General features: G+C 55.4%; 20 protein-coding genes. 7 read left to right on the top strand and 13 right to left on the bottom strand.

Going from position 1 to position 19,115, the window contains the following annotated elements:
* Positions 1 to 57: 57 nt before the first annotated feature.
* Positions 58 to 1,776: a nitrate/nitrite two-component system sensor histidine kinase NarQ gene (gene narQ, locus CLR69_RS03190; protein WP_129712045.1), complete on the bottom strand. Its 1,719-nt coding sequence runs from the start codon at positions 1,774 to 1,776 to the stop codon at positions 58 to 60.
* A gap of 493 nt (positions 1,777 to 2,269) precedes the next feature.
* Between narQ and napF the strand changes: the two genes are divergently transcribed.
* From napF to napC, 7 genes are read left to right on the top strand one after another with little or no spacing between them, the layout of a single operon-like run.
* On the top strand, positions 2,270 to 2,806 hold the full coding sequence (napF, locus tag CLR69_RS03185) for a ferredoxin-type protein NapF (RefSeq protein WP_129711666.1): 537 nt from the start codon (positions 2,270 to 2,272) through the stop codon (positions 2,804 to 2,806).
* Positions 2,803 to 3,123, top strand: a complete 321-nt coding sequence (gene napD / locus CLR69_RS03180; protein WP_129711667.1) for a chaperone NapD — start codon at positions 2,803 to 2,805, stop codon at positions 3,121 to 3,123. Before napF ends, napD begins: the two co-directional genes overlap by 4 nt.
* Positions 3,120 to 5,606 carry a nitrate reductase catalytic subunit NapA gene (gene napA / locus CLR69_RS03175; RefSeq protein ID WP_129711668.1) on the top strand — a complete coding sequence of 829 codons (2,487 nt, stop codon included), beginning with the start codon at positions 3,120 to 3,122 and terminating at the stop codon, positions 5,604 to 5,606. Before napD ends, napA begins: the two co-directional genes overlap by 4 nt.
* 5 nt (positions 5,607 to 5,611) lie before the next feature.
* Positions 5,612 to 6,304, top strand: a complete 693-nt coding sequence (gene napG / locus CLR69_RS03170; protein ID WP_129711669.1) for a ferredoxin-type protein NapG — start codon at positions 5,612 to 5,614, stop codon at positions 6,302 to 6,304.
* Positions 6,291 to 7,154: a quinol dehydrogenase ferredoxin subunit NapH gene (napH, locus tag CLR69_RS03165; protein ID WP_129711670.1), complete on the top strand. Its 864-nt coding sequence runs from the start codon at positions 6,291 to 6,293 to the stop codon at positions 7,152 to 7,154. Before napG ends, napH begins: the two co-directional genes overlap by 14 nt.
* Positions 7,151 to 7,588 (top strand): nitrate reductase cytochrome c-type subunit, encoded by a 438-nt coding sequence (gene napB, locus CLR69_RS03160; protein ID WP_129706124.1) that lies wholly within the window; start codon positions 7,151 to 7,153, stop codon positions 7,586 to 7,588. The genes napH and napB overlap by 4 nt, the downstream gene beginning before the upstream one ends.
* An 8-nt stretch (positions 7,589 to 7,596) precedes the next feature.
* Positions 7,597 to 8,199 carry a cytochrome c-type protein NapC gene (napC, locus tag CLR69_RS03155; protein ID WP_129711671.1) on the top strand — a complete coding sequence of 201 codons (603 nt, stop codon included), beginning with the start codon at positions 7,597 to 7,599 and terminating at the stop codon, positions 8,197 to 8,199.
* A 633-nt stretch (positions 8,200 to 8,832) separates the two neighbouring features.
* Here the strand turns inward: napC and ccmI are convergent.
* The 12 genes from ccmI to CLR69_RS03090 form a co-directional block, all read right to left on the bottom strand.
* Positions 8,833 to 9,702, bottom strand: a complete 870-nt coding sequence (gene ccmI, locus CLR69_RS03145) for a c-type cytochrome biogenesis protein CcmI (protein ID WP_129711672.1) — start codon at positions 9,700 to 9,702, stop codon at positions 8,833 to 8,835.
* Complete coding sequence (locus tag CLR69_RS03140) at positions 9,699 to 10,157, bottom strand: cytochrome c-type biogenesis protein (protein WP_129711673.1); 459 nt, start codon at positions 10,155 to 10,157, stop codon at positions 9,699 to 9,701. The genes ccmI and CLR69_RS03140 overlap by 4 nt, the downstream gene beginning before the upstream one ends.
* A complete protein-coding gene (locus tag CLR69_RS03135) occupies positions 10,154 to 10,711 on the bottom strand; it encodes a DsbE family thiol:disulfide interchange protein (protein WP_129711674.1) in 558 nt (185 codons plus the stop codon). The genes CLR69_RS03140 and CLR69_RS03135 overlap by 4 nt, the downstream gene beginning before the upstream one ends.
* A complete protein-coding gene (locus tag CLR69_RS03130; RefSeq protein WP_129711675.1) occupies positions 10,708 to 12,663 on the bottom strand; it encodes a heme lyase CcmF/NrfE family subunit in 1,956 nt (651 codons plus the stop codon). Before CLR69_RS03130 ends, CLR69_RS03135 begins: the two co-directional genes overlap by 4 nt.
* Complete coding sequence (ccmE, locus tag CLR69_RS03125) at positions 12,660 to 13,142, bottom strand: cytochrome c maturation protein CcmE (protein ID WP_129711676.1); 483 nt, start codon at positions 13,140 to 13,142, stop codon at positions 12,660 to 12,662. Before ccmE ends, CLR69_RS03130 begins: the two co-directional genes overlap by 4 nt.
* Positions 13,139 to 13,357: a heme exporter protein CcmD gene (ccmD, locus tag CLR69_RS03120; protein ID WP_129711677.1), complete on the bottom strand. Its 219-nt coding sequence runs from the start codon at positions 13,355 to 13,357 to the stop codon at positions 13,139 to 13,141. Before ccmD ends, ccmE begins: the two co-directional genes overlap by 4 nt.
* The gene (locus CLR69_RS03115) at positions 13,354 to 14,094 is read right to left on the bottom strand and encodes a heme ABC transporter permease (RefSeq protein WP_129711678.1); all 741 of its coding nucleotides are present in this window, start codon (positions 14,092 to 14,094) and stop codon (positions 13,354 to 13,356) included. Before CLR69_RS03115 ends, ccmD begins: the two co-directional genes overlap by 4 nt.
* Positions 14,095 to 14,162: 68 nt before the next feature.
* Positions 14,163 to 14,819 carry a heme exporter protein CcmB gene (gene ccmB, locus CLR69_RS03110; protein ID WP_129711679.1) on the bottom strand — a complete coding sequence of 219 codons (657 nt, stop codon included), beginning with the start codon at positions 14,817 to 14,819 and terminating at the stop codon, positions 14,163 to 14,165.
* Positions 14,819 to 15,439, bottom strand: coding sequence for a cytochrome c biogenesis heme-transporting ATPase CcmA (gene ccmA / locus CLR69_RS03105; RefSeq protein ID WP_129711680.1), 621 nt, complete (start codon positions 15,437 to 15,439; stop codon positions 14,819 to 14,821). The genes ccmB and ccmA overlap by 1 nt, the downstream gene beginning before the upstream one ends.
* A 574-nt stretch (positions 15,440 to 16,013) precedes the next feature.
* Positions 16,014 to 16,844, bottom strand: coding sequence for a heme lyase NrfEFG subunit NrfG (gene nrfG, locus CLR69_RS03100; protein ID WP_129711681.1), 831 nt, complete (start codon positions 16,842 to 16,844; stop codon positions 16,014 to 16,016).
* Positions 16,841 to 17,242, bottom strand: a complete 402-nt coding sequence (gene nrfF, locus CLR69_RS03095; protein ID WP_129711682.1) for a heme lyase NrfEFG subunit NrfF — start codon at positions 17,240 to 17,242, stop codon at positions 16,841 to 16,843. The genes nrfG and nrfF overlap by 4 nt, the downstream gene beginning before the upstream one ends.
* On the bottom strand, positions 17,235 to 19,109 hold the full coding sequence (locus CLR69_RS03090; RefSeq protein ID WP_129711683.1) for a heme lyase CcmF/NrfE family subunit: 1,875 nt from the start codon (positions 19,107 to 19,109) through the stop codon (positions 17,235 to 17,237). The genes nrfF and CLR69_RS03090 overlap by 8 nt, the downstream gene beginning before the upstream one ends.
* Positions 19,110 to 19,115: the final 6 nt, after the last annotated feature.

Here is a 19,115-nt window from a genome sequence, read left to right as displayed (position 1 = left end):
TCTTATTATTTTTTATTTATCCCTGTCATCTTCCAGGCGACATGTATGTCGCTCGAATTATTCAGGGTAGAGATTGTTTGTGTTGTCACGTTCACGCGCTGTCGTCGGCGTCGAAAAACAGACGCTAACCTGCGTCCCTCCTTCAGGATGGAGACCAATAGATAGCCGTCCTCCTAACCGTTCGGCGCGCTCCTGCATAATATTTAAACCATAGTGTCCTGCAGGTTCCTCTTGATTGACAATCCCGCAGCCGTCATCACGAATGTCAACACAATGGCTGCCGTCGGGTTGCGTATGGCAGTTGACGGTAATCGTCGTTGCCTGCGCGTGTTTAATGGCATTCAGCACCGCTTCGCGAATGATTTGCAGCAGATGAACCTGCTGTGATGCATCCAGCGCCTGCGTAGGAATACGGCAATTGATATCAATCGTCGCCGGAGTCTGCACCCTTAGCGGTTCAATCATTTCCTGCATTGCCGCAGGCAAATCGGCCTGTTGCAGCGTCAGCCGGAACGTTCCCAACAATTCCCGCAGTTGGCGGTACGCATCGCTTAACGCCTGTTCAAAATCGGTGATGATCTGACGGGCCTGCGTATTTTCTTCCGCTACTGCGCGCTTTAACAACGTCATCTGGATATTCAGATAAGAAAGCACCTGAGCCAGTGAGTCATGCAGTTCACGCGCAATGGTGGCTCGTTCTTCCATCAGCAGCAGCTGCTGGTAGTGCTTCTGCGCCTGATTAAAATAGAGGCCGCGCCCCAGCATAGCAGCGACGCTTTCCATCAACTGCCCCGACGGCTGCTGCGTTGACGCCTGCCACCGCAGTTGTCCAAATTCGACCTCTTGCAAACGGATGGGCAGCGCCTGCCACGCAGTTTGCTCGTCCGGCTGGCCTTCACATAACAGCCAGTTTTCCCCTACCCGCATTTCCAGACAGACGACCGTTTCATAGCGATGAACAATTTGCAGAATCTGTTGAAAACAATGCCTGTCGATCGTGCTGACATTCATCGCCTGAGAACAGTTGTACAACACCTTCAGCATACGGTTCACTTCCTGCAAACGCAGCGTTTTCTGCCGTACCTTATCTTCCAGAGAGCGATAGAGCTTTTGCAATTCGTCCGTCATGCTGCTGAACGTTTGCGCCAGTAATCCCAATTCATTAGGCAGATTGACATCCAGCCGCGAATGGGTAAAACGCCCCTTCTCAATCGACGCACAGGCCGCCATCAGCTTATTCAACGGCACAACAACCTGACGCCGAATGCGGCGCAACGTGAAGAAGATCAGTATATAGATAGTGATCGAACCAATTATTGATGTCACAACCACTATCATCATCTTGCGCTCGGAATAATGCTGCAACGCCAACACAAAGAGATCGATCTGCGTGACATAGCGAACAATATTGTCCTGATACCACACCCGATCCCCCGCGCTCAGGCGCTCATCCATCGTTTTCCAGCTCTGCAACAGTGCGGCATAACGGTCGCGTACATCGCGCGGTACATACCAGCGATCCAGCAGGTGAAAAACCGGGGAGTCCAGTGTTTGCGCATAGAGGTGTCGATGCGATTCCAACGCTGCGCGGTCGCCCTGTAGGTCATATCCCATGCGATAGCTTTGCATACGCATGGATCCCGCAACGTTGATCGCTTCTGCATCGCGCAAACCACTGGCTAACGTCAGCAACGCAATGCCCGTCGTTAAAAATGAGAGCAACGCGATATAAAAAAATGCGCGAGCCAGACTGGTAGAAACAGGACGTTTGACCATCACAACAAGCAATCCTCTTTAGCAATACAAACTCGATACCCTAAATAATTCGAATTGCAGGACAAAACGTTAACGTTTTGAACAACGCGAAGCGTTAGCCCTTTAGGGCGATGCTCAGCTATGAGCATCGTAACGCGGCAAGAGAAAGAATCCCGATGAGCTTACTCAGGTAAGTGATTCGGGTGACAAATCTGTCGGGAGCAGATTTGAACGCTGCTTGCAGCGGCCCTTCAGGGCGAGGCCCACGACGGGCCGAGTATTTGAACGCAGCCAACGCACATGCAGCTTGAAGTATGACGGGTATCCACTATCACGATCCCCACTCGCTCAGGCAAGCCGATAAGGCACGAATCCTACATAAGCTTGATCCGGCACCCCCATTTACCTCTAAAGGGTGATTATCGCATACAGCCTAGGGAGCATAGTGTAACCCCTATAAAAACAACGTGTTTTTTATTGGATATTTTACCGAGTGCCAGAGCGACAAACTGCCATGACTAACCTCTCCCGACGTTCCTTACTGACCGGTGGCCTACAGCGGGCAGACAACGCACTGCGTCCGCCATGGAGTGGTGCAGAAAGCCATTTTCTGAGTCAGTGTTCGCGTTGTAACGCCTGCGTTGAAGCCTGCGGAACGGAGATCATCCAGCGCGGTTCAGGGGGCTTTCCCACCATCGATTTTCAACACGGCGAATGCACGTTCTGCTACGACTGTGCTCGCGCGTGTCCACAAGCGCTGTTCGCGGAAAGCCATACCACGCCGTGGGAATGCCACCTGACGATTCAGGATACCTGTTTATCGCTGCATCAGGTGGAATGCCGCAGCTGTCAGGATGCCTGTGAAACAGGAGCGATACGGTTTCGTCCTGCCCTCGGGCGCGTTGCTGCACCGTCGATCGAGGATGATGCCTGTACCACCTGTGGCGCATGTATCTCAGGGTGCCCCGTCGGTGCCATGTCGATGAAAAAAATCACCGCGGGATATCACACCGCGCCAGCGCGTTTCACAACGCAACAGGAAAACCGATGAACACAGTCTGGCATGTTTGCAGTGTCGTGGTTCACGTCAATACGGAACGTATGGCCGCAGTAAGCGACGCATTGGAAAAATTACCCAATGTCGACGTTGCCGCCAGCGATAGCGATACCGGAAAAATGGTCGTGGTGCTGGAGTCAGATTCAGAAGACGCGCTGTTAAAACACATAGCGTCAATACGCGAACTTACAGGCGTACTGGCGGTTTCGCTGGTTTATCACCAGCTTGATGAACAGTCTTTTGATGAACAATCTTTTGCTTTCGATGAACAACCTCTTGATCAACAAGCTCAGGGTGAGGAAATACCATGAAACTCAGTCGACGACACTTTATGAAGGCGAACGCTGTCGCAGCGGCCGCTGCGGTCGCAGGCATCACCATTCCTATCGCGGTCCGCGCCGCGACCGAGCAATCGGACGCTATCCACTGGGATAAAGCCCCCTGCCGTTTCTGTGGCGTAGGGTGCGGTGTGCTAGTAGGGACACAAAACGGGCGTATTGTCGCCAGTCAGGGCGATCCCGAAGCGCCAGTTAACCGCGGACTAAACTGCATCAAAGGCTATTTCCTGCCAAAAATCATGTACGGGCAGGATCGCCTGACCCAGCCCTTGCTGCGTATGCGTGATGGTAAATTCGATAAAGAAGGCGAATTTACCCCGATCTCCTGGGACAAAGCTTTTGACATCATGGCGGAAAAATTCAAAACCGCACTGAAGGAGAAAGGTCCGAACGCGATAGGGATGTTTGGCTCCGGGCAATCAACAATTTGGGAAGGCTATGCCGCCGCCAAACTGTTCAAAGCCGGTTTTCGTTCCAACAATATTGACCCTAACGCGCGCCACTGTATGGCATCGGCGGTGGTGGGCTTTATGCGTACCTTCGGTATGGATGAACCGATGGGCTGCTACGATGATATTGAGCAGACCGATGCATTTGTGCTGTGGGGCTCCAACATGGCGGAGATGCACCCGATTCTCTGGTCACGCATCACCGACCGTCGCCTGTCGAACAGCAACGTCACGGTCGCTGTGCTATCTACCTATCAACACCGCAGTTTTGAGCTCGCCGATAACGGTATGGTGTTTACGCCGCAAACCGATCTGGCCATTCTCAACTATATCGCCAACTACATTATCCAAAATAACGCGGTGAACGAAGCCTTCTTTACCCGCCACGTCAACCTGCGTAGAGGCGTGACCGATATCGGCTACGGACTGCGTCCGACGCACCCACTGGAGAAAGCGGCGAAGAACCCCGGCTCCGATGCATCCGAACCGATGAGTTTTGAAGAATACAAAACTTTTGTCGCCGACTACACGCTGGAAAAAACGGTCGCCATCAGCGGCGTCCCCGCCGACCAGTTGGAAGCGCTGGCAAAACTCTACGCCGATCCGAAAAAGAAAGTGATCTCCTACTGGACGATGGGCTTTAACCAGCACACGCGCGGCGTCTGGGCGAACAATCTGGTTTATAACATCCACCTGCTGACCGGTAAGATCTCTCAGCCGGGCTGCGGGCCGTTCTCACTAACCGGTCAACCTTCTGCCTGCGGCACCGCGCGTGAAGTCGGTACCTTTGCCCATCGCCTGCCAGCAGACATGGTGGTGACCAACGAGAAACACCGCGCGATTGCGGAAAAACTGTGGCAATTACCGACAGGCACGATCCCTGAGAAAATTGGTCTGCACGCCGTCGCACAAGATCGGGCGTTGAAAGACGGCACGCTGAATGCCTATTGGGTGATGTGTAACAACAATATGCAGGCTGGCCCTAACATTAATCAGGAGCGTATGCCGGGCTGGCGCGATCCGCGTAACTTCATCGTGGTTTCCGACCCTTACCCGACCGTCAGCGCGCTGGCCGCCGACCTGATTTTGCCTACCGCGATGTGGGTGGAAAAAGAAGGAGCCTACGGTAATGCCGAGCGCCGGACGCAGTTCTGGCGTCAGCAGGTGAAAGCGCCGGGCGAATCAAAATCGGATCTGTGGCAGGTCGTGAGCTTTGCCAAACGTTTCGCCGTGGAAGACGTGTGGCCGGAAGAGCTTCTGGCGCAGAAACCTGCCTACCGTGGCAAGACGCTCTACGACGTACTGTTTGCTAACGATATCACCACACGCTTCCCACTTAGCGAGTTGGCGGAAAATCAGTTGAACGATGAATCTCGCGAATTCGGTTTTTACTTGCAGAAAGGTCTGTTTGAAGAATACGCCGCGTTTGGCCGTGGGCACGGTCACGATTTAGCGCCGTTCGATGCTTATCACAAGGCTCGCGGGTTACGCTGGCCGGTGGTTGACGGTAAGGAAACGCAGTGGCGCTACAGCGAAGGGCACGATCCTTACGTCAAAGCAGGAGAGGCCTACCGTTTTTACGGTAAACCGGATGGCAAGGCGGTGATTTTCGCGCTGCCATACGAACCTGCCGCCGAAGCACCGGACAACGAGTACGACCTCTGGCTCTCTACTGGCCGCGTACTGGAACACTGGCACACGGGTAGCATGACGCGTCGCGTGCCAGAGCTGCATCGCGCCTTCCCCGAAGCCGTGCTGTTTATTCATCCGCAGGATGCCAAAGCGCGCGATCTTCGTCGCGGTGAAAAAGTACGTATCATTTCGCGCCGTGGCGAAGTCGTCTCCATTGTAGAGACACGCGGCCGTAATAAACCGCCGCGCGGGCTGGTGTATATGCCATTTTTCGACGCCGCACAAATGACCAACGTCCTGACGCTGGATGCAACCGATCCGCTGTCGAAAGAAACGGACTTTAAAAAATGTGCCGTCAAACTGGCTAAGGTGTAACGAATATGGCACGCCCGGAGAATTCCTCCCCCGCTCGCCGCCGCTTTCTGCGTGATGCCGTTCGTGCCGTTGCGGGTTTATCCGCAGCGGTGACGATACTCGGCATTCAGCAGCGGCGCGCGCAGGCTGATGGACTCCGGCTGCGGCCGCCGGGTGCGCTGCCTGAAGCGGCGTTTTCCGGTGCCTGCATCCGCTGCGGCCAATGTGTTCAGGTCTGTCCTTACGATACGCTGAAGCTGGCGACGCTGGTATCCGGCCCCGCAGCCGGTAGCCCTTACTTTATCGCACGCGATATCCCGTGTGAGATGTGTGAGGACATTCCCTGCATCGTCGCCTGCCCCAGCGGTGCCTTACAGCCGCTGAATGCTATCGATGATGCGCGCATGGGATTAGCTGTGTTGTTAGATCAGGAGAACTGCCTGAACTATCAAGGGCTACGCTGCGACGTGTGCTATCGCGTCTGTCCCCTCATCGATAGCGCCATCACGCTGGAGCCGGAGCGCAATGCCCGAACCGGAAAACACGCTCGTTTTCTTCCTACGGTGCATAGCGATGTCTGTACCGGCTGTGGCAAATGTGAAAAAGCCTGCGTGCTGGAGCAGCCAGCGATAAAGGTCTTGCCGCGCGCGCTAGCAAAAGGCGAACTCGGACACCACTACCGTTTTAGTTGGCTGGAGGCACGCGATGGCAAATCGTAAGCAAGACGCCGGACGAGAAGCTCAAGCGAAGAAAGGCTGGTGGCGCAGTCACCGCTGGCTGGTCCTCCGCCGCCTGACTCAATCTTTGGTGCTGCTCATGTTCCTCAGCGGCCCGCTGTTAGGGTTTTGGATCTTGCGCGGGAACTACAGCGCCAGCCAGTTGCTCGACGTGGTGCCACTTAGCGATCCACTGATGGTGCTGCAAAGTCTGGCTAGCGGTCATCTACCCGCCGCGCTCGCACTGGTCGGGGCGCTGATTATTACGCTGAGCTACTCGTTGGCAGGTAAGCGCCTGTTCTGTAGCTGGGTCTGCCCTGTGAATCCGCTCACCGATTTAGCGGCCTGGCTACGTCGTCGTTTCGGTATCACCGCTTCAGCGACGATCCCCCGCAATCTGCGCTATCTGCTGCTGATGCTTATTCTGGCAGGAAGTGCGCTAACGGGTGGACTAGTGTGGGAGTGGGTCAACCCTGTCTCTCTGACGGGGCGCGGACTAATTTTCGGGTTTGGCACGGGTATCTGGTTGCTGTTGGCGCTGTTTCTGTTTGATTTATTGGTCGTGGAACATGGCTGGTGCGGGCACCTTTGCCCGACGGGTGCGCTGTATAGTGCGCTTGGCGCTAAAGGCGCACTGGTTGTGGATGCCGCCGAGCGTGAACGCTGTACGCGCTGTATGGACTGTTTTCATGTTTGTCCTGAGCCGCAGGTGTTGCGCGCCCCCTTGCTCGATAAACACAGTCCGGTACAGGTGACTGACCGAGACTGCATAACATGCGGACGCTGTATTGATGTCTGCGCTGAAGACGTTTTTAAAATAACCCTTAGATGGAAATCGGGAGCAAAGTCATGAAGAGCCTGAGAATGGGATGGTTTCGCTGGATCACCGCCCTGGCAATAATGAGCAGTGCAATAGCGACTGCACAGGTCGATTTAAGCCAATCGCCGGAAGTCGCGGCGACACAGCCGGGAAACAGTCGGATGCCGAAGCAGCAGGAGCGTATGGCGCTCAACTATGTCAACCAACCGCCGATGATTCCGCATAGCGTGGATGGCTATCAGGTCACCCCAACCTTTAACCGCTGTTTACAGTGTCACGGCGTGGAAAACTATCGTTCCACCAGCGCTCCCCGCGTCAGCCCGACCCATTTTGTCGACAGAGACGGCAAAGTACTGAGTAATGTGGCACCTGCACGCCATTTCTGCCTGCAATGCCACGTGCCGCAGGCGGATAGCTCGCCGATTACCGGCAATACGTTTACTCCTTCTAAAGGCTTTGGACAGTGAGGTTTGCTATGAAACAACCAGGAAAAGTAGGACGGTTGTTGCGCCAGCTGTGGCAATGGTGGCGTCGCCCAAGTCGGCTGGCGCTGGGAACATTGCTGATTATCGGTTTCGCGGGCGGTATTTTCTTTCTGGCAACATCTCAGAAAGGCATGGAAATGAGCAACAGCGAAGCGTTCTGCATCAGCTGTCATGAGATGCGTAATACCGTTTATCAGGAATATATGGAAACCGCGCACTACAGCAACCGCAGCGGCGTGCGCGCCACCTGCCCGGATTGCCATGTTCCGCATGAATTTGTACCGAAAATGGTACGTAAGATTCAGGCCAGCAAAGAGCTGTACGGCAAAATAATGGGTACCATTGATACACCACAAAAATTCGAAGCACACCGGCTGACGATGGCGCAGAACGAATGGCGGCGCATGAAAAACAACAATTCTCAGGAATGCCGCAACTGCCACAACATTGACTACATGGACTTCTCAGGGCAAAAAACGGTCGCGGCGGAAAAACACAGCGAAGCGATAAAACTCGGTCAAACCTGTATCGACTGCCATAAAGGCATCGCCCACAAACTACCGGACATGCACGGCGTCAAAAGCGGGTTATAACCCCCTTCGTAACACTCGGGACGGCGTATGCCGTCCTCAGCACAAACGGAAGTATCCGCCCTTTCTAAACCTGATTGTTATGAGTACAGTGAGAGTTTCGTGCGCAGCAAGCCACGTAAATTTCTGCAACTCATCCGACACGGGCTAAAGCAGCCCTCAATACAGGCGGAAGCATCTCCCAAATGACAATCTATTAAATTCAGCCTTTGCTTTTATGGAGGTTAGTTCGCGTAAAAAATCGCGCTGAGGTGAGCGTAGACGCCGGATGAGCGGCATGGACGCCGCGAAAGCCTGCGCCGCGTAAGACAAAAACGTCAGAGACGTTTTTAAACAGCACTTGTGCTGGCCCGAAGGGCGAGTCCCATTTATGGGGCGAGTAATCGCGTCGCAGGTGGTCCGAACAGCGGATACGAACGCCGAAGACATCGCGAAGCGGCGCGATTTCCCGCAAAAAGCCAGGGGTCACGGGGCGACGGCGATGAGCCGCCCCGTGTCGGGCGCGTGCGACGCGAGTTGCAGAAATTCACGCGGCGTGTAGCGCACGAAACCTTCACCGCAACAACAGAAACAACAGAAACAGCAAAAGGACGATATCTCGCCCTTCTGCTATTGATGATGAAGACAAAAGAATTCTTACTTACCAGTAACCGCCTGAACCGACAATGACGCTTTCGCCTGTCCGACACTGCGCTCGATGACTGCTCGGCGTGTGTCGTTTTGCGGGAGCAGCGTCAGCATCGTTTGCCAGGCGTCAATCGCGTCCTGATAGCGCTGGGCTTCATAGGCATTGAAAGCCAGCAGGCTGAGCACGCGCACATTGGTCGAGCCGGAATTCATCAGTTCACTCAGCATGTCTCCACCACGCTGGCTATCACGCGGATCGGTGGAGTGCGACAGCAGGTCGGCATAGTCCAGCGCCAGATCCGTATTTTTCGGATCGAGTTGGAACGCCTTGGCAAACGCCTGCACGGACATGTCATAGTTATTCAACAAGCCCGCAATGCGCCCCAGCATCCACCAGTCTTGTGGATTGTCTGGCTGCGCCTCCAGTTGGCTTCGCAGCCCCAAACCAAGACGCGCCACCTCTTCGATGGTCAGTGGTTCTGCATCAGCATCCAGCGCTCGTTTCATCAGATCTGGCGTTAATGCCACCACCTGCTGCCACTCCTGTACTCGGTTAATCGCGGAAGTCTGCCAAAACACGCCGAGGCTGACGATGACCAGCAACAGCACACCGGGCAGCAAAACCCAATGGCTCAGCGGGCGCTGTTGTACCGTTGTACCATCAGGAATATCTTGCAATAGCGTATGCTGAAGTTCCTCAACCAGTTGGGCACGATCCTGCTCATTAGCAACATCCGCAGTAAGCTCACGCAGACGATCGTGATACAGCGCCCGATTAATCGCATCACGATCGTATTCCCTCCGTGACGACCACGGCGCAAGCAGCAACGCTGACAGCGCAATCAGCGATAAAACGATGATGGTTGTCAGTAACATCATTCCGATTTCCCCTCACGTCCTAACAACGTCTGCAAACGCTTTTTATCCTGTTCGCTCATCGGTTCTTTGGCACTTCTGATACGGCGAGAGCGTCGAATAATCATTCCTGCCCCCCCAGCTAAAAACAGCCCAGGCAGTAACCATAGCAATATCGTGAAAGGCGTGATCGGTGGTTCATACGTCACAAAATAGCCGTAACGATCCACCATGTAATCGACAACCTGTTCTTTCGTTTGCCCCTGCTGCATTAGTTCATACACTTTCTGCCGCATATCTGAAGCAATCATCGAATTGGAATCAGCAATGCTGTTGTTCTGGCATTTCGGGCAGCGCAGTTGCATGGTCAACTCACGGAACTGTTGCTCCTGCATGTCGTTGTCAAAACGCAATACCTCGGAGGATGCCAGCACGCTGAACGACAGCAGCAGTGCAGCAAGGAAGCTAAGCATTCTCATGCGCCACCTTCCTTGCTGTATTTTTCCCACAACGGTTGCAGCGTTTCTCGCCATACCTGCATGTTAAGATCGCCCGCATGGCGATAGCGAATGATGCCTTGTCCGTCGATCAGGAAGGTTTCCGGTGCGCCGTACACCCCCAGATCCAGCCCCAGCATGCCGTCCCCATCAAACAAGCTCATCGCATAGGGGTTGCCTAGCGTCCTCAGCCATTCAACCGCTTTGGGGCGTTCATCTTTATAATTCATGCCCACGACGCGAATTCCCTGTGCTGCCAGCGTGTTGAGAAACTGGTGTTCCGCGCGGCACGTTGGGCACCAGGTCGCCCAGACATTCAACAATAGCGGTTTGCCATCACTCAACTCAGATTGGCTGTACTCCTTTCCCGGCTGATCCAGCGATTCAAGACGAAACGCTGGGATTGATTTACCAATCAGGGCAGACTCCAGCCGCATGGGATCGTCGCCGTCGCTGTTGCGCACCAACTGCCACAGCAAGGCAATGGCTAGCAGTAAAAACAGGGCGAGCGGGATTAACAAAATTTTACGACTCATGATGATGCCTCCCTGACAGCACGACGCAGGCGATAGCGAGGGTCAAACATGCACAGGATGCCACCTAATGCCATCAGTCCCCCGCCGTACCAAATCCAGCGGACAAAGGGTTTGTAATACAGTCGTACTGCCCAGCTACCGTCATCCAACTCTTCGCCCAGCGCCGCATAGAGATCGCGCGTCACACCCGCATCAATCGCCGCTTCCGTCATGATCGCGCCGCTGGTGTTGTAGAAGCGTTTTTCCGCCGTCAGGATCGCCTCTGGCTTGCCGTTGCGCGTGACCTCGATCGTTCCTTTACCGCTGTGCCAGTTCGGCCCCACCACATCCTGCACACCTTGAAATGTAAAACGGTAGTCGTGGATCTGAATGCTGTCGCCTGCCCGCATCCGCACATCGCGCTCGACGCTATAATTCTGGCTGAAGGCGATGCCTACCACCGTCACCGCCAGCCCAATATGGCCGCACACCATGCCCCACTGGCTCAGTGAGAGTGTGGTCAAACCACGCAGCAAACCATAACGCCGAGTAGAGCTGGTATGCAGTTCGTACACCGTTAAGAAGAATACCCACAGCGCCATCGACAAACCGACCACCGTCATGGCAACAAGGGAATCCTGTAACAACCACGGAAGCAGCAGCGACAGTGTCGCCGTCACGGCCAGTGCAACCAGCAACAGCTTACGCAGCTTTTGCGGTTCATCGCGTCGCCAGCGAACTAGCGGCCCCACACCCAACAGCAGAGCAAAAGGTGCCATTAATAGGGTAAACATGGTGTTAAAGAATGGTGCGCCAATCGAGATGCTGCCTAACCCCAGTTGCTTATGCACCAACGGCAGCAGTGTTCCCAGCAGCACCACCAGCGTTGCCGCCATCAGGATCAGGTTATTGCCGAGCAGAAACGTCTCGCGCGACCAGAGCGAGTTCGTGACTCGCGCCCGAACCCGGTTGCCTTTGATGGCGAACAGTAGCAACGAACCGCCGATAACAATGACCAGAAACGCGAGGATAAACATGCCCCGCGCCGGATCGGAGGCAAATGCATGCACCGACACCAGTACGCCGGAGCGCACCAGAAACGTCCCCAGCAGGCAGAGAGAGAACGCGCCGATAGCCAGCAACACCGTCCAGGCTTTAAAGCTGCCGCGTTTTTCCGTGACCGACAGCGAATGCAGCAGTGCCGTGCCCACCAACCAGGGCATCAATGAGGCATTTTCCACCGGATCCCAGAACCACCAACCGCCCCAGCCTAACTCGTAATACGCCCAGCCAGAACCGAGCACGATACCTAACGTCAGGAACGACCAGGCCGCCTGCGTCCACGGTCGGGACCAGCGAGCCCACGCGCTGTCCAGTCGCTCCGCCAACAACGAGGCGACCGCAAACGCAAACGCCACGGAAAACCCGACATAGCCCATGTAAAGCAGCGGAGGGTGGAAGATTAACCCGACATCCTGCAACAGCGGATTGAGATCACGCCCGTCAATCGGATAGTCTGGCAGCGTGCGCGTAAAGGGGTTCGACGTCAGAATAATGAACAGTAAAAAGCCGACGTTAATCATCCCCATGACGGCTAACACGCGGGCGACCGCATCGAGCGACATCCCTCGGCTGAATACCGCCACAGCAAAAGTCCAACCGCTCATCAGCAGAACCCAGAGCAGCAGCGATCCTTCATGCGCCCCCCATGCTGCTGCAACGCGATACCACACTGGCAGCGCACGGTTCGAGTTGTTGGCTACATAGAGAACGGTGAAATCATTGATCACCAACGCATGTACCAACACGAGGAAGGAGGCCAAAATGCATGCAAATAGCGCCCACGCAAGAGGACGTGCCAGCGCCATTAGGCGTTTATCCTGACGCGACGCCCCCCACAGCGGATACACGCTGAGCAATAGCGCGACGCCCAGCGCCAGACAGAGCAGATAATTGCCCACTTCAGGCATCATAACGGTTTACCCTCTGTGCCAGCCGCGGGGGCATGGCCGTGTTGCCCTTCCATTGCCGCTTTGATTTCCGGTGGCGTGTAGTTTTCATCATGGCGGGCAAGCACTTCTTTCGCCGCAATATGATCGTCGGTATCCAGAATGCCCTGCGCCACAACGCCTTGTCCTTCGCGAAACAAATCCGGCAGCATCCCGTTGTAAGTCACGTCTACTGAACCCTGCGCGTCATAAACGGTGAAACGCACTTCCAGACTTTGGCTGTCACGGCGTACGCTGCCCGGCATCACCATACCGCCGACGCGCAAGCGCTGCCCGATGGCCGGTTTTTCCTGCGTTTCATTTTTGCCGTAAAGAATTTCGCTGGGCGTATAAAAGAGATCGATATTTGAACTCAGCGCATAGAGCGTCAGCGCTATTGTCAGCACACCGCCGCAGACGACGGCCAGAATGGCATAGAGGCGGGTTTTACGCAGAGCACTCATTGCACGACCTCCATCGCTGACTGACGCGCCGTGCTCTTACGTTGCTCGCGCGCCTGCTGGCGGCGAATATCCCGCAACAGAGCACGACGACCCAAGAGGGTATGCCCGATCAATGCACTCAGCGGTAGCAGCGTTAACACCACGGCCAGCCACACGTAAAAGGCATAGCCGCCCATCGCAAAGAAATCTTGCCAACTCGTGAAGGCGATGTTCATCGTGCTACTCCTCCTTTATTAACCAGCGCAGCAACCCACGGTGCGCGGCGCTGCTGTACCAGTATCAAATTACGCAACCGCATGAGTGACAACGTCACGAATAGACTCATAAAACCGAGCATCATGATTCGCAGCGGAAGGCGCATGGTGGGATCGATGGTTTTCTGCATTTTTGTCGATCCTTGATGCAGGGTGTTCCACCACTCGACCGAGAAATGGATGATGGGTAAATTCACCACGCCAACCAGCACCAAAATCGCCGCCGCACGCCCGGCAAGGCGGCGATCGTCAAATGCGTTGTAGAGCGCGATGATACCGACGTACAGAAATAGCAGGACGAGTTCCGATGTCAGGCGTGCATCCCAGACCCACCAGGTCCCCCACATCGGTTTGCCCCAGGTGGAACCCGTAGTCAGCGCAATGAAGGTAAAGACTGCCCCGACCGGCGCCATCGCCGCCACGGCAAGCTCCGCCGTTTTTGATTGCCGAATGAGTCCGATAAGCGCAAACATCGCCATCACGGCATAGACACCCATCGACCACACGGCGGCGGGTACGTGCAGATACATGATGCGATACCCTTGCCCTTGTTGAGAATCCACAGGCGCAAACCCGAACCCTAACAGGCAACCGACGATCAGCAACGCTACGCTGATCGCTGCCACCCAAGGGATAAGCCTGCCGCAAAGGCCATAAAGGCGATCCGGCTGCGTAAGCTGATAGTTTTTTTTCAACATAATCGTGTGCTCACTTTGCGTAAAACGCATCCCAACGGGACGACGAATGCGATCCTGAGATCGGAAAATTATTGTATGCTCACCCGCAACGCCGCTGCCGTGGCAAACGGGCTTAGGGTCGCGCTACCTGCCAAAAAAGCACCTAGGATCGCCAGATAACCGCCCACTGGCAGTTGCATCATTGCGGCCTCTATCGCCGCCGTGGCAAAAATCAACAGCGGTATGGTCAGTGGCAATACCAACAGGCTTAACAACACGCCGCTGCGGCGCAGCCCGACCGTTAATCCCGCGCCAATAGCACCGAGAAAACTCAGCGTCGGCGTGCAGAGCAACAGCGTTAACGCCATCACCCACCAGCCATGGCTGTCCAGTCCAAACAGAAGCGCCGCCAGCGGCGAAAGCAGTAACAGCGGCAGCCCACTCACCATCCAGTGCACCACCACTTTCGCCATTACTACCAACGGTAACGGCAACGGCAGCAGCGTCAGCTGTTCCAGCGAACCGTCCTGATAGTCATCACGGAAAAGGCGATCCATCGCCAGCAGAGACGCGAGCAGTGCCGCGACCCACACCACGCCCGGTGCCACGCGTATCAATAGCTGCGGTTCTGGCCCAATGGCCAGTGGGAATAAGATGATGACGATGAGGAAAAACCACAGCGGGTTGAGGATTTCGGCGTTATTACGTAACGCGACGCGCAGTTCTCGAGCAATCAGTCGCCGCATTATGGAGCGCCTTCACTCGGCGTGAGCTGAATACAGCGAATGCCCTGAGCAAACGGACGCAGCGGCTGATGGGTCGTTAAAATAATGATGCCGCCGTGCGCAATATGGTATTCCATACGCTGTGTCAGCATTTCGACGCCCGCTACGTCAAGCGCGGTAAGCGGTTCATCCAAAATCCACAGCGGCACGTCGGTAAGCCACAAACGTGCCAGTGCGACGCGACGCTGTTGCCCCGCCGACAGACGCGCCACAGGCACGTCTTCATATCCTGCCAACCCGACGGCGGCGAGTGCCTGCCAATGTGCATCTTGATGCTGTTGCGGATAGAAAAAGCGCAGGTTTTCTTCACCGGTCAGGACGCTCTTGATACCCGGCTGATGGCCTAACCACAGAAGCTGCTGATTAAAATGCTCGCGCATGCGGTTGATTCGTCGTCCCTGCCAGCAGACTTCCCCCGATTCGGGCGTCGCCAGACCACTTAAGATGCGCAGCAGCGATGTTTTCCCCACCCCATTGGCACCAGCGATTTGCACCATTTCCCCTGGGCTAGCCGTAAACGACAGCGCGCTGAACAGCACATGCTCATCGCGTATGCAAACCACATCGCGCGCTTCTAACATCGGGGTGTACTCCTACTTTCTTAGTGGCTATAGAATAACATGACGCCTTTACTCCCCCTCTCAGGGGGCGTAACCATAAAGAGTTAATCTTTTTTATTGAGATCAATAAAGTCGGTGATTCCGGTTATCCCTATCATCGAGCCGTATCGAAAACCACGCCGACACACTTAAACCAGAAATCTATTGAGCATATTTTTATACAGCCACCGAGACCGTTTCGTGCGCTACAAGACCGCCATTTTATGCTACCGTTCAGCACGCGCCCGACGCAGGGTGGCTCAATCGCCGTCGCCCTGCGAACCCTGGCTTCCGGCTAAATTATGCCGCTGCGCGGTGCCTTCGTCGGTATCTGGCTTTACGGACCGTTTGCGACACGGTTACTCGCCCATAAATGGGGCTCGCCCTGCGGGCCAGCACACGTGCTGTTCAAAAACGTCTCTGACGTTTTGTCCGGCGTGACGCAAGCTTTCGCCGCGTCCTGCGGCCCATCCTAAGCCAACTACCTCCTCAGCATAATTTCTCACACCGGACAACAAGCTCTCCCCAAAGGCACTAAAGCGAAACGTATCGCCTGTTACTTCTGGCTGTTTTTCAGCAGCGTTGCTGTGTTGATCGCCTCTATCAATTGAGCGCGGTTAACCCGGGGGCTGTACGTATCCAACAGGCGCTGCCAGATCGTAATCGCACGCGCATAGTCCGCTTTCAGGAACGCATCAGACGCCAGTAGCATCAGTGCCGTAATTTCGTTGGCATCCAGCGCCAGCGCTTTATCGACCATCTCCTGCATGGGAGGCGTGACGACCTGACCAGACTGGTAATACAGCACCGTCGCCAGCGCCGAATACAGTTCCGCACTGTCACTTTTCAGCGCAATCGCCTGACGATAAGCGCGCAGCGCATTCTCATACGCGTTCCGGTAAAGATAATATTCACCCATCTCAGCCCAGAGGACGCTATCACCCGGCGTTTTACGAATCTTGTCCTGCAAGGTAGCAAGCTGTTTTTCCTGCTGTTGCCCATCGCTAAAATCGCGTAGCGGATCGGCAAGCCGCTGGCGCTCCATCTGAACGAGCGCGCCGCGCTGGCTAAATATGTAGAACGTTGCACTACTCAATAGGATAACGATGACCACAGCCACAACGGCAATAGCCGGCATCGGACGCCGCGCAGAAGAAGAGGATGACGTTAACGGCAGGTCGTGAGCGAGTTCGCGCCCTAGCATCCTGGCCTCATGCTCGGACAGATGCTTCCCTGCCTGTTCACACTGAAAATGCCAGATGCGCTCCGCTAGACGCGGTAGCGTGCCATCTTCTTCCCGTTCGCGCGGAGGCAATAGTGGCCACAGCAGTCCAACAGCCAGAGCAAGAACAGCAACAGCGACGATCAACACGTTTAGCAGACTCATAAGCGCGCCCCTCGGTTCTGTCTCCGTATCACTCGCCACGCAATCACCGCTATCGCTAACAGCAAGAGCAATGGCGTTAGCCAAAGAATGCCAGTTTGCATTTTCATCGGGGGGTTGTACTGAACAAAATCGCCATAGCGCTGGTTCATAAACGCCATAATTTCTGACTTGTCTTTGCCCTGCTCCACCATGGAAAAAACCTCATGGCGCATGCTGACCGCCACGGGCGAATTCGACTCCAGCAGGCTCTGATTCTGACACTGCGGGCAGCGTAATTCCCCAGCAATCGCCATAGCGTCCTGACGCTGTGCCTGACTGGAAAACACCCAGGTATCAACCACCTGTGCCGGCAAAGAAAAAGCTAACAGCAGGAGAAGAAGCGCAAAGAGTTTAGTCATAGACTCTTCTCCCTCGGAGCCACCCCAGCAGTGCGCCCGCGACCATTAACATGCCGCCGCCCCACACCCAGCGAACGCCGGTTTGCACATAGAAACGCATCGCATAGCGATTTTCGCCGGTTTTCTCACCCATCACGGCATACCATTCTCTAATTGGCCCCCAGGCAATACCCGGTTCAATCATCTGCTGTTTGCGTGCGTTGTAATAACGGCGTTCCGGTATGACGCGGGCAATCGGCGAATCGCCATGATAAATAGCAATCACCGCCTGCTCTGCGGTGTAATTCTGCTTCGCCACTAAATCCAGCTGTAAAAAACGAAAATGATAGTCACCCAGCGTGACTTGTTCTCCCTGCCCCACATTGGCGCTGATTTCCTGCTTGCTCCCCGCAGAGAATGCAATCCCCAAGGCAAACAGCGCAACGCCCGTATGTGCTAACAGCGCAGGAAGCTGCTGGCGTAGCGCCGACAGCGGCTGTAGCCACTGCGCCGCCATCACCCAGCCGATCAGACCGGATGCCAACGCCACACCATATCCATACGGCCATAAGATCAGAGCAATGACGACACCGACTGCCAGCGTCACGCCTAAGCGCTGGGCAGACCACCGTGCACTGCGCTTCCAGTAGCCTCCCGCCGCAACGCCAATGAGCAGCAGCATCAAACCACCGAAGGGCAAGAGTACGCGGTTGAAATAAGGAGCACCTACCGAGATTTTTCCCCAGCCCACCAGCCCGTAAATCATCGGATAAAGCGTACCGAGCAACACCACCAGCGCGACGGCACTAAATAACAACAGCACCAGCAGTAGTGCTATCTCTCTTGACCAGCCGGAGAAGCGGGCAGCGGAGCAGACAAGCTGAGCGCGCCAGCCGTAAACCGCCAGCGCCGCCATACTTAAACAGGCAAACAGGATAAATAACGGCACCGAGCGGTCATGTTCGAGGGCGAAAGCGTGAACCGAAACCAGTATCCCAGAGCGCACGATCAGCGTGCCCAGCAGGCATAAAATGAATGTCAACAGCGCCAATATCAGCGACCAATGGCGGAAGATGCCGCGCATCCGAGTGACTGACAAACTGTGGAGCAATGCGCTGGCCGTTAACCACGGGAGCAATGAGGCATTTTCTACCGGGTCCCAGAACCACCATCCTCCCCAGCCCAGCTCGTTATAGGCCCACCACGATCCCAGGACGATGCCCAGCGTTAACAGGCTCCAGGCGGGCAGCGTCCAGCGCCAGCAAATCCAGGCGGCTGGCGCAGTAAACTCGCCGTGAATGAGTGCGGCTAATACCAGTGCTGCACTCACGGTTAACCCGCCATAGCCTAGATAGAGCAACGGCGGATGGAGAATGAGGCCAATGTGTTGCAACATAGGATTGAGATCCCTCCCCGCCACCGCAGGCGGGAAGAGACGCACAAAAGGATCGGAAAAAAAGATGATAAATACCAGTAGCGCGGCCGTAACCACCGCGAGCATCGCCAGCGTTAGCGGGAACAGATCGCTCGTCGCCTTGCGATAGCGGCAGGCGAACGCGGCGCTCCAGCCGGATAAACACAGCAGCCACAGCAGCAACGAACCTTCATGCCCGCCCCAGACCGCCGCAATTTTTAGCCCCAGCGGTAAATCACGGTGGCTATGCTGAGCGACGTAATTGACGGAAAAATCATCCTGCACCACGCTCAGCGTCAGCGCGACAAATGCGAACAACACAAGGCCAAACAGCACCAGCGTCCAGCACTGCGCCAGTCGGTAAGTACCCGACCAGCGCAGGATGTAACCTGAAAATGTCAGCAACGCCGTGGCCACACCGACGCAAACTGCCAGCAACAGCGCCACATACCCAAACTCTGGCAAGAACAACATCAACAC

It is taken from the genome of Pectobacterium zantedeschiae, from assembly GCF_004137795.1.
GTDB classification, from domain to species: domain Bacteria; phylum Pseudomonadota; class Gammaproteobacteria; order Enterobacterales; family Enterobacteriaceae; genus Pectobacterium; species Pectobacterium zantedeschiae.
Note: the sequence above shows the minus strand (reverse complement) of the source record. Positions and strands in the feature narration are given on the sequence as shown.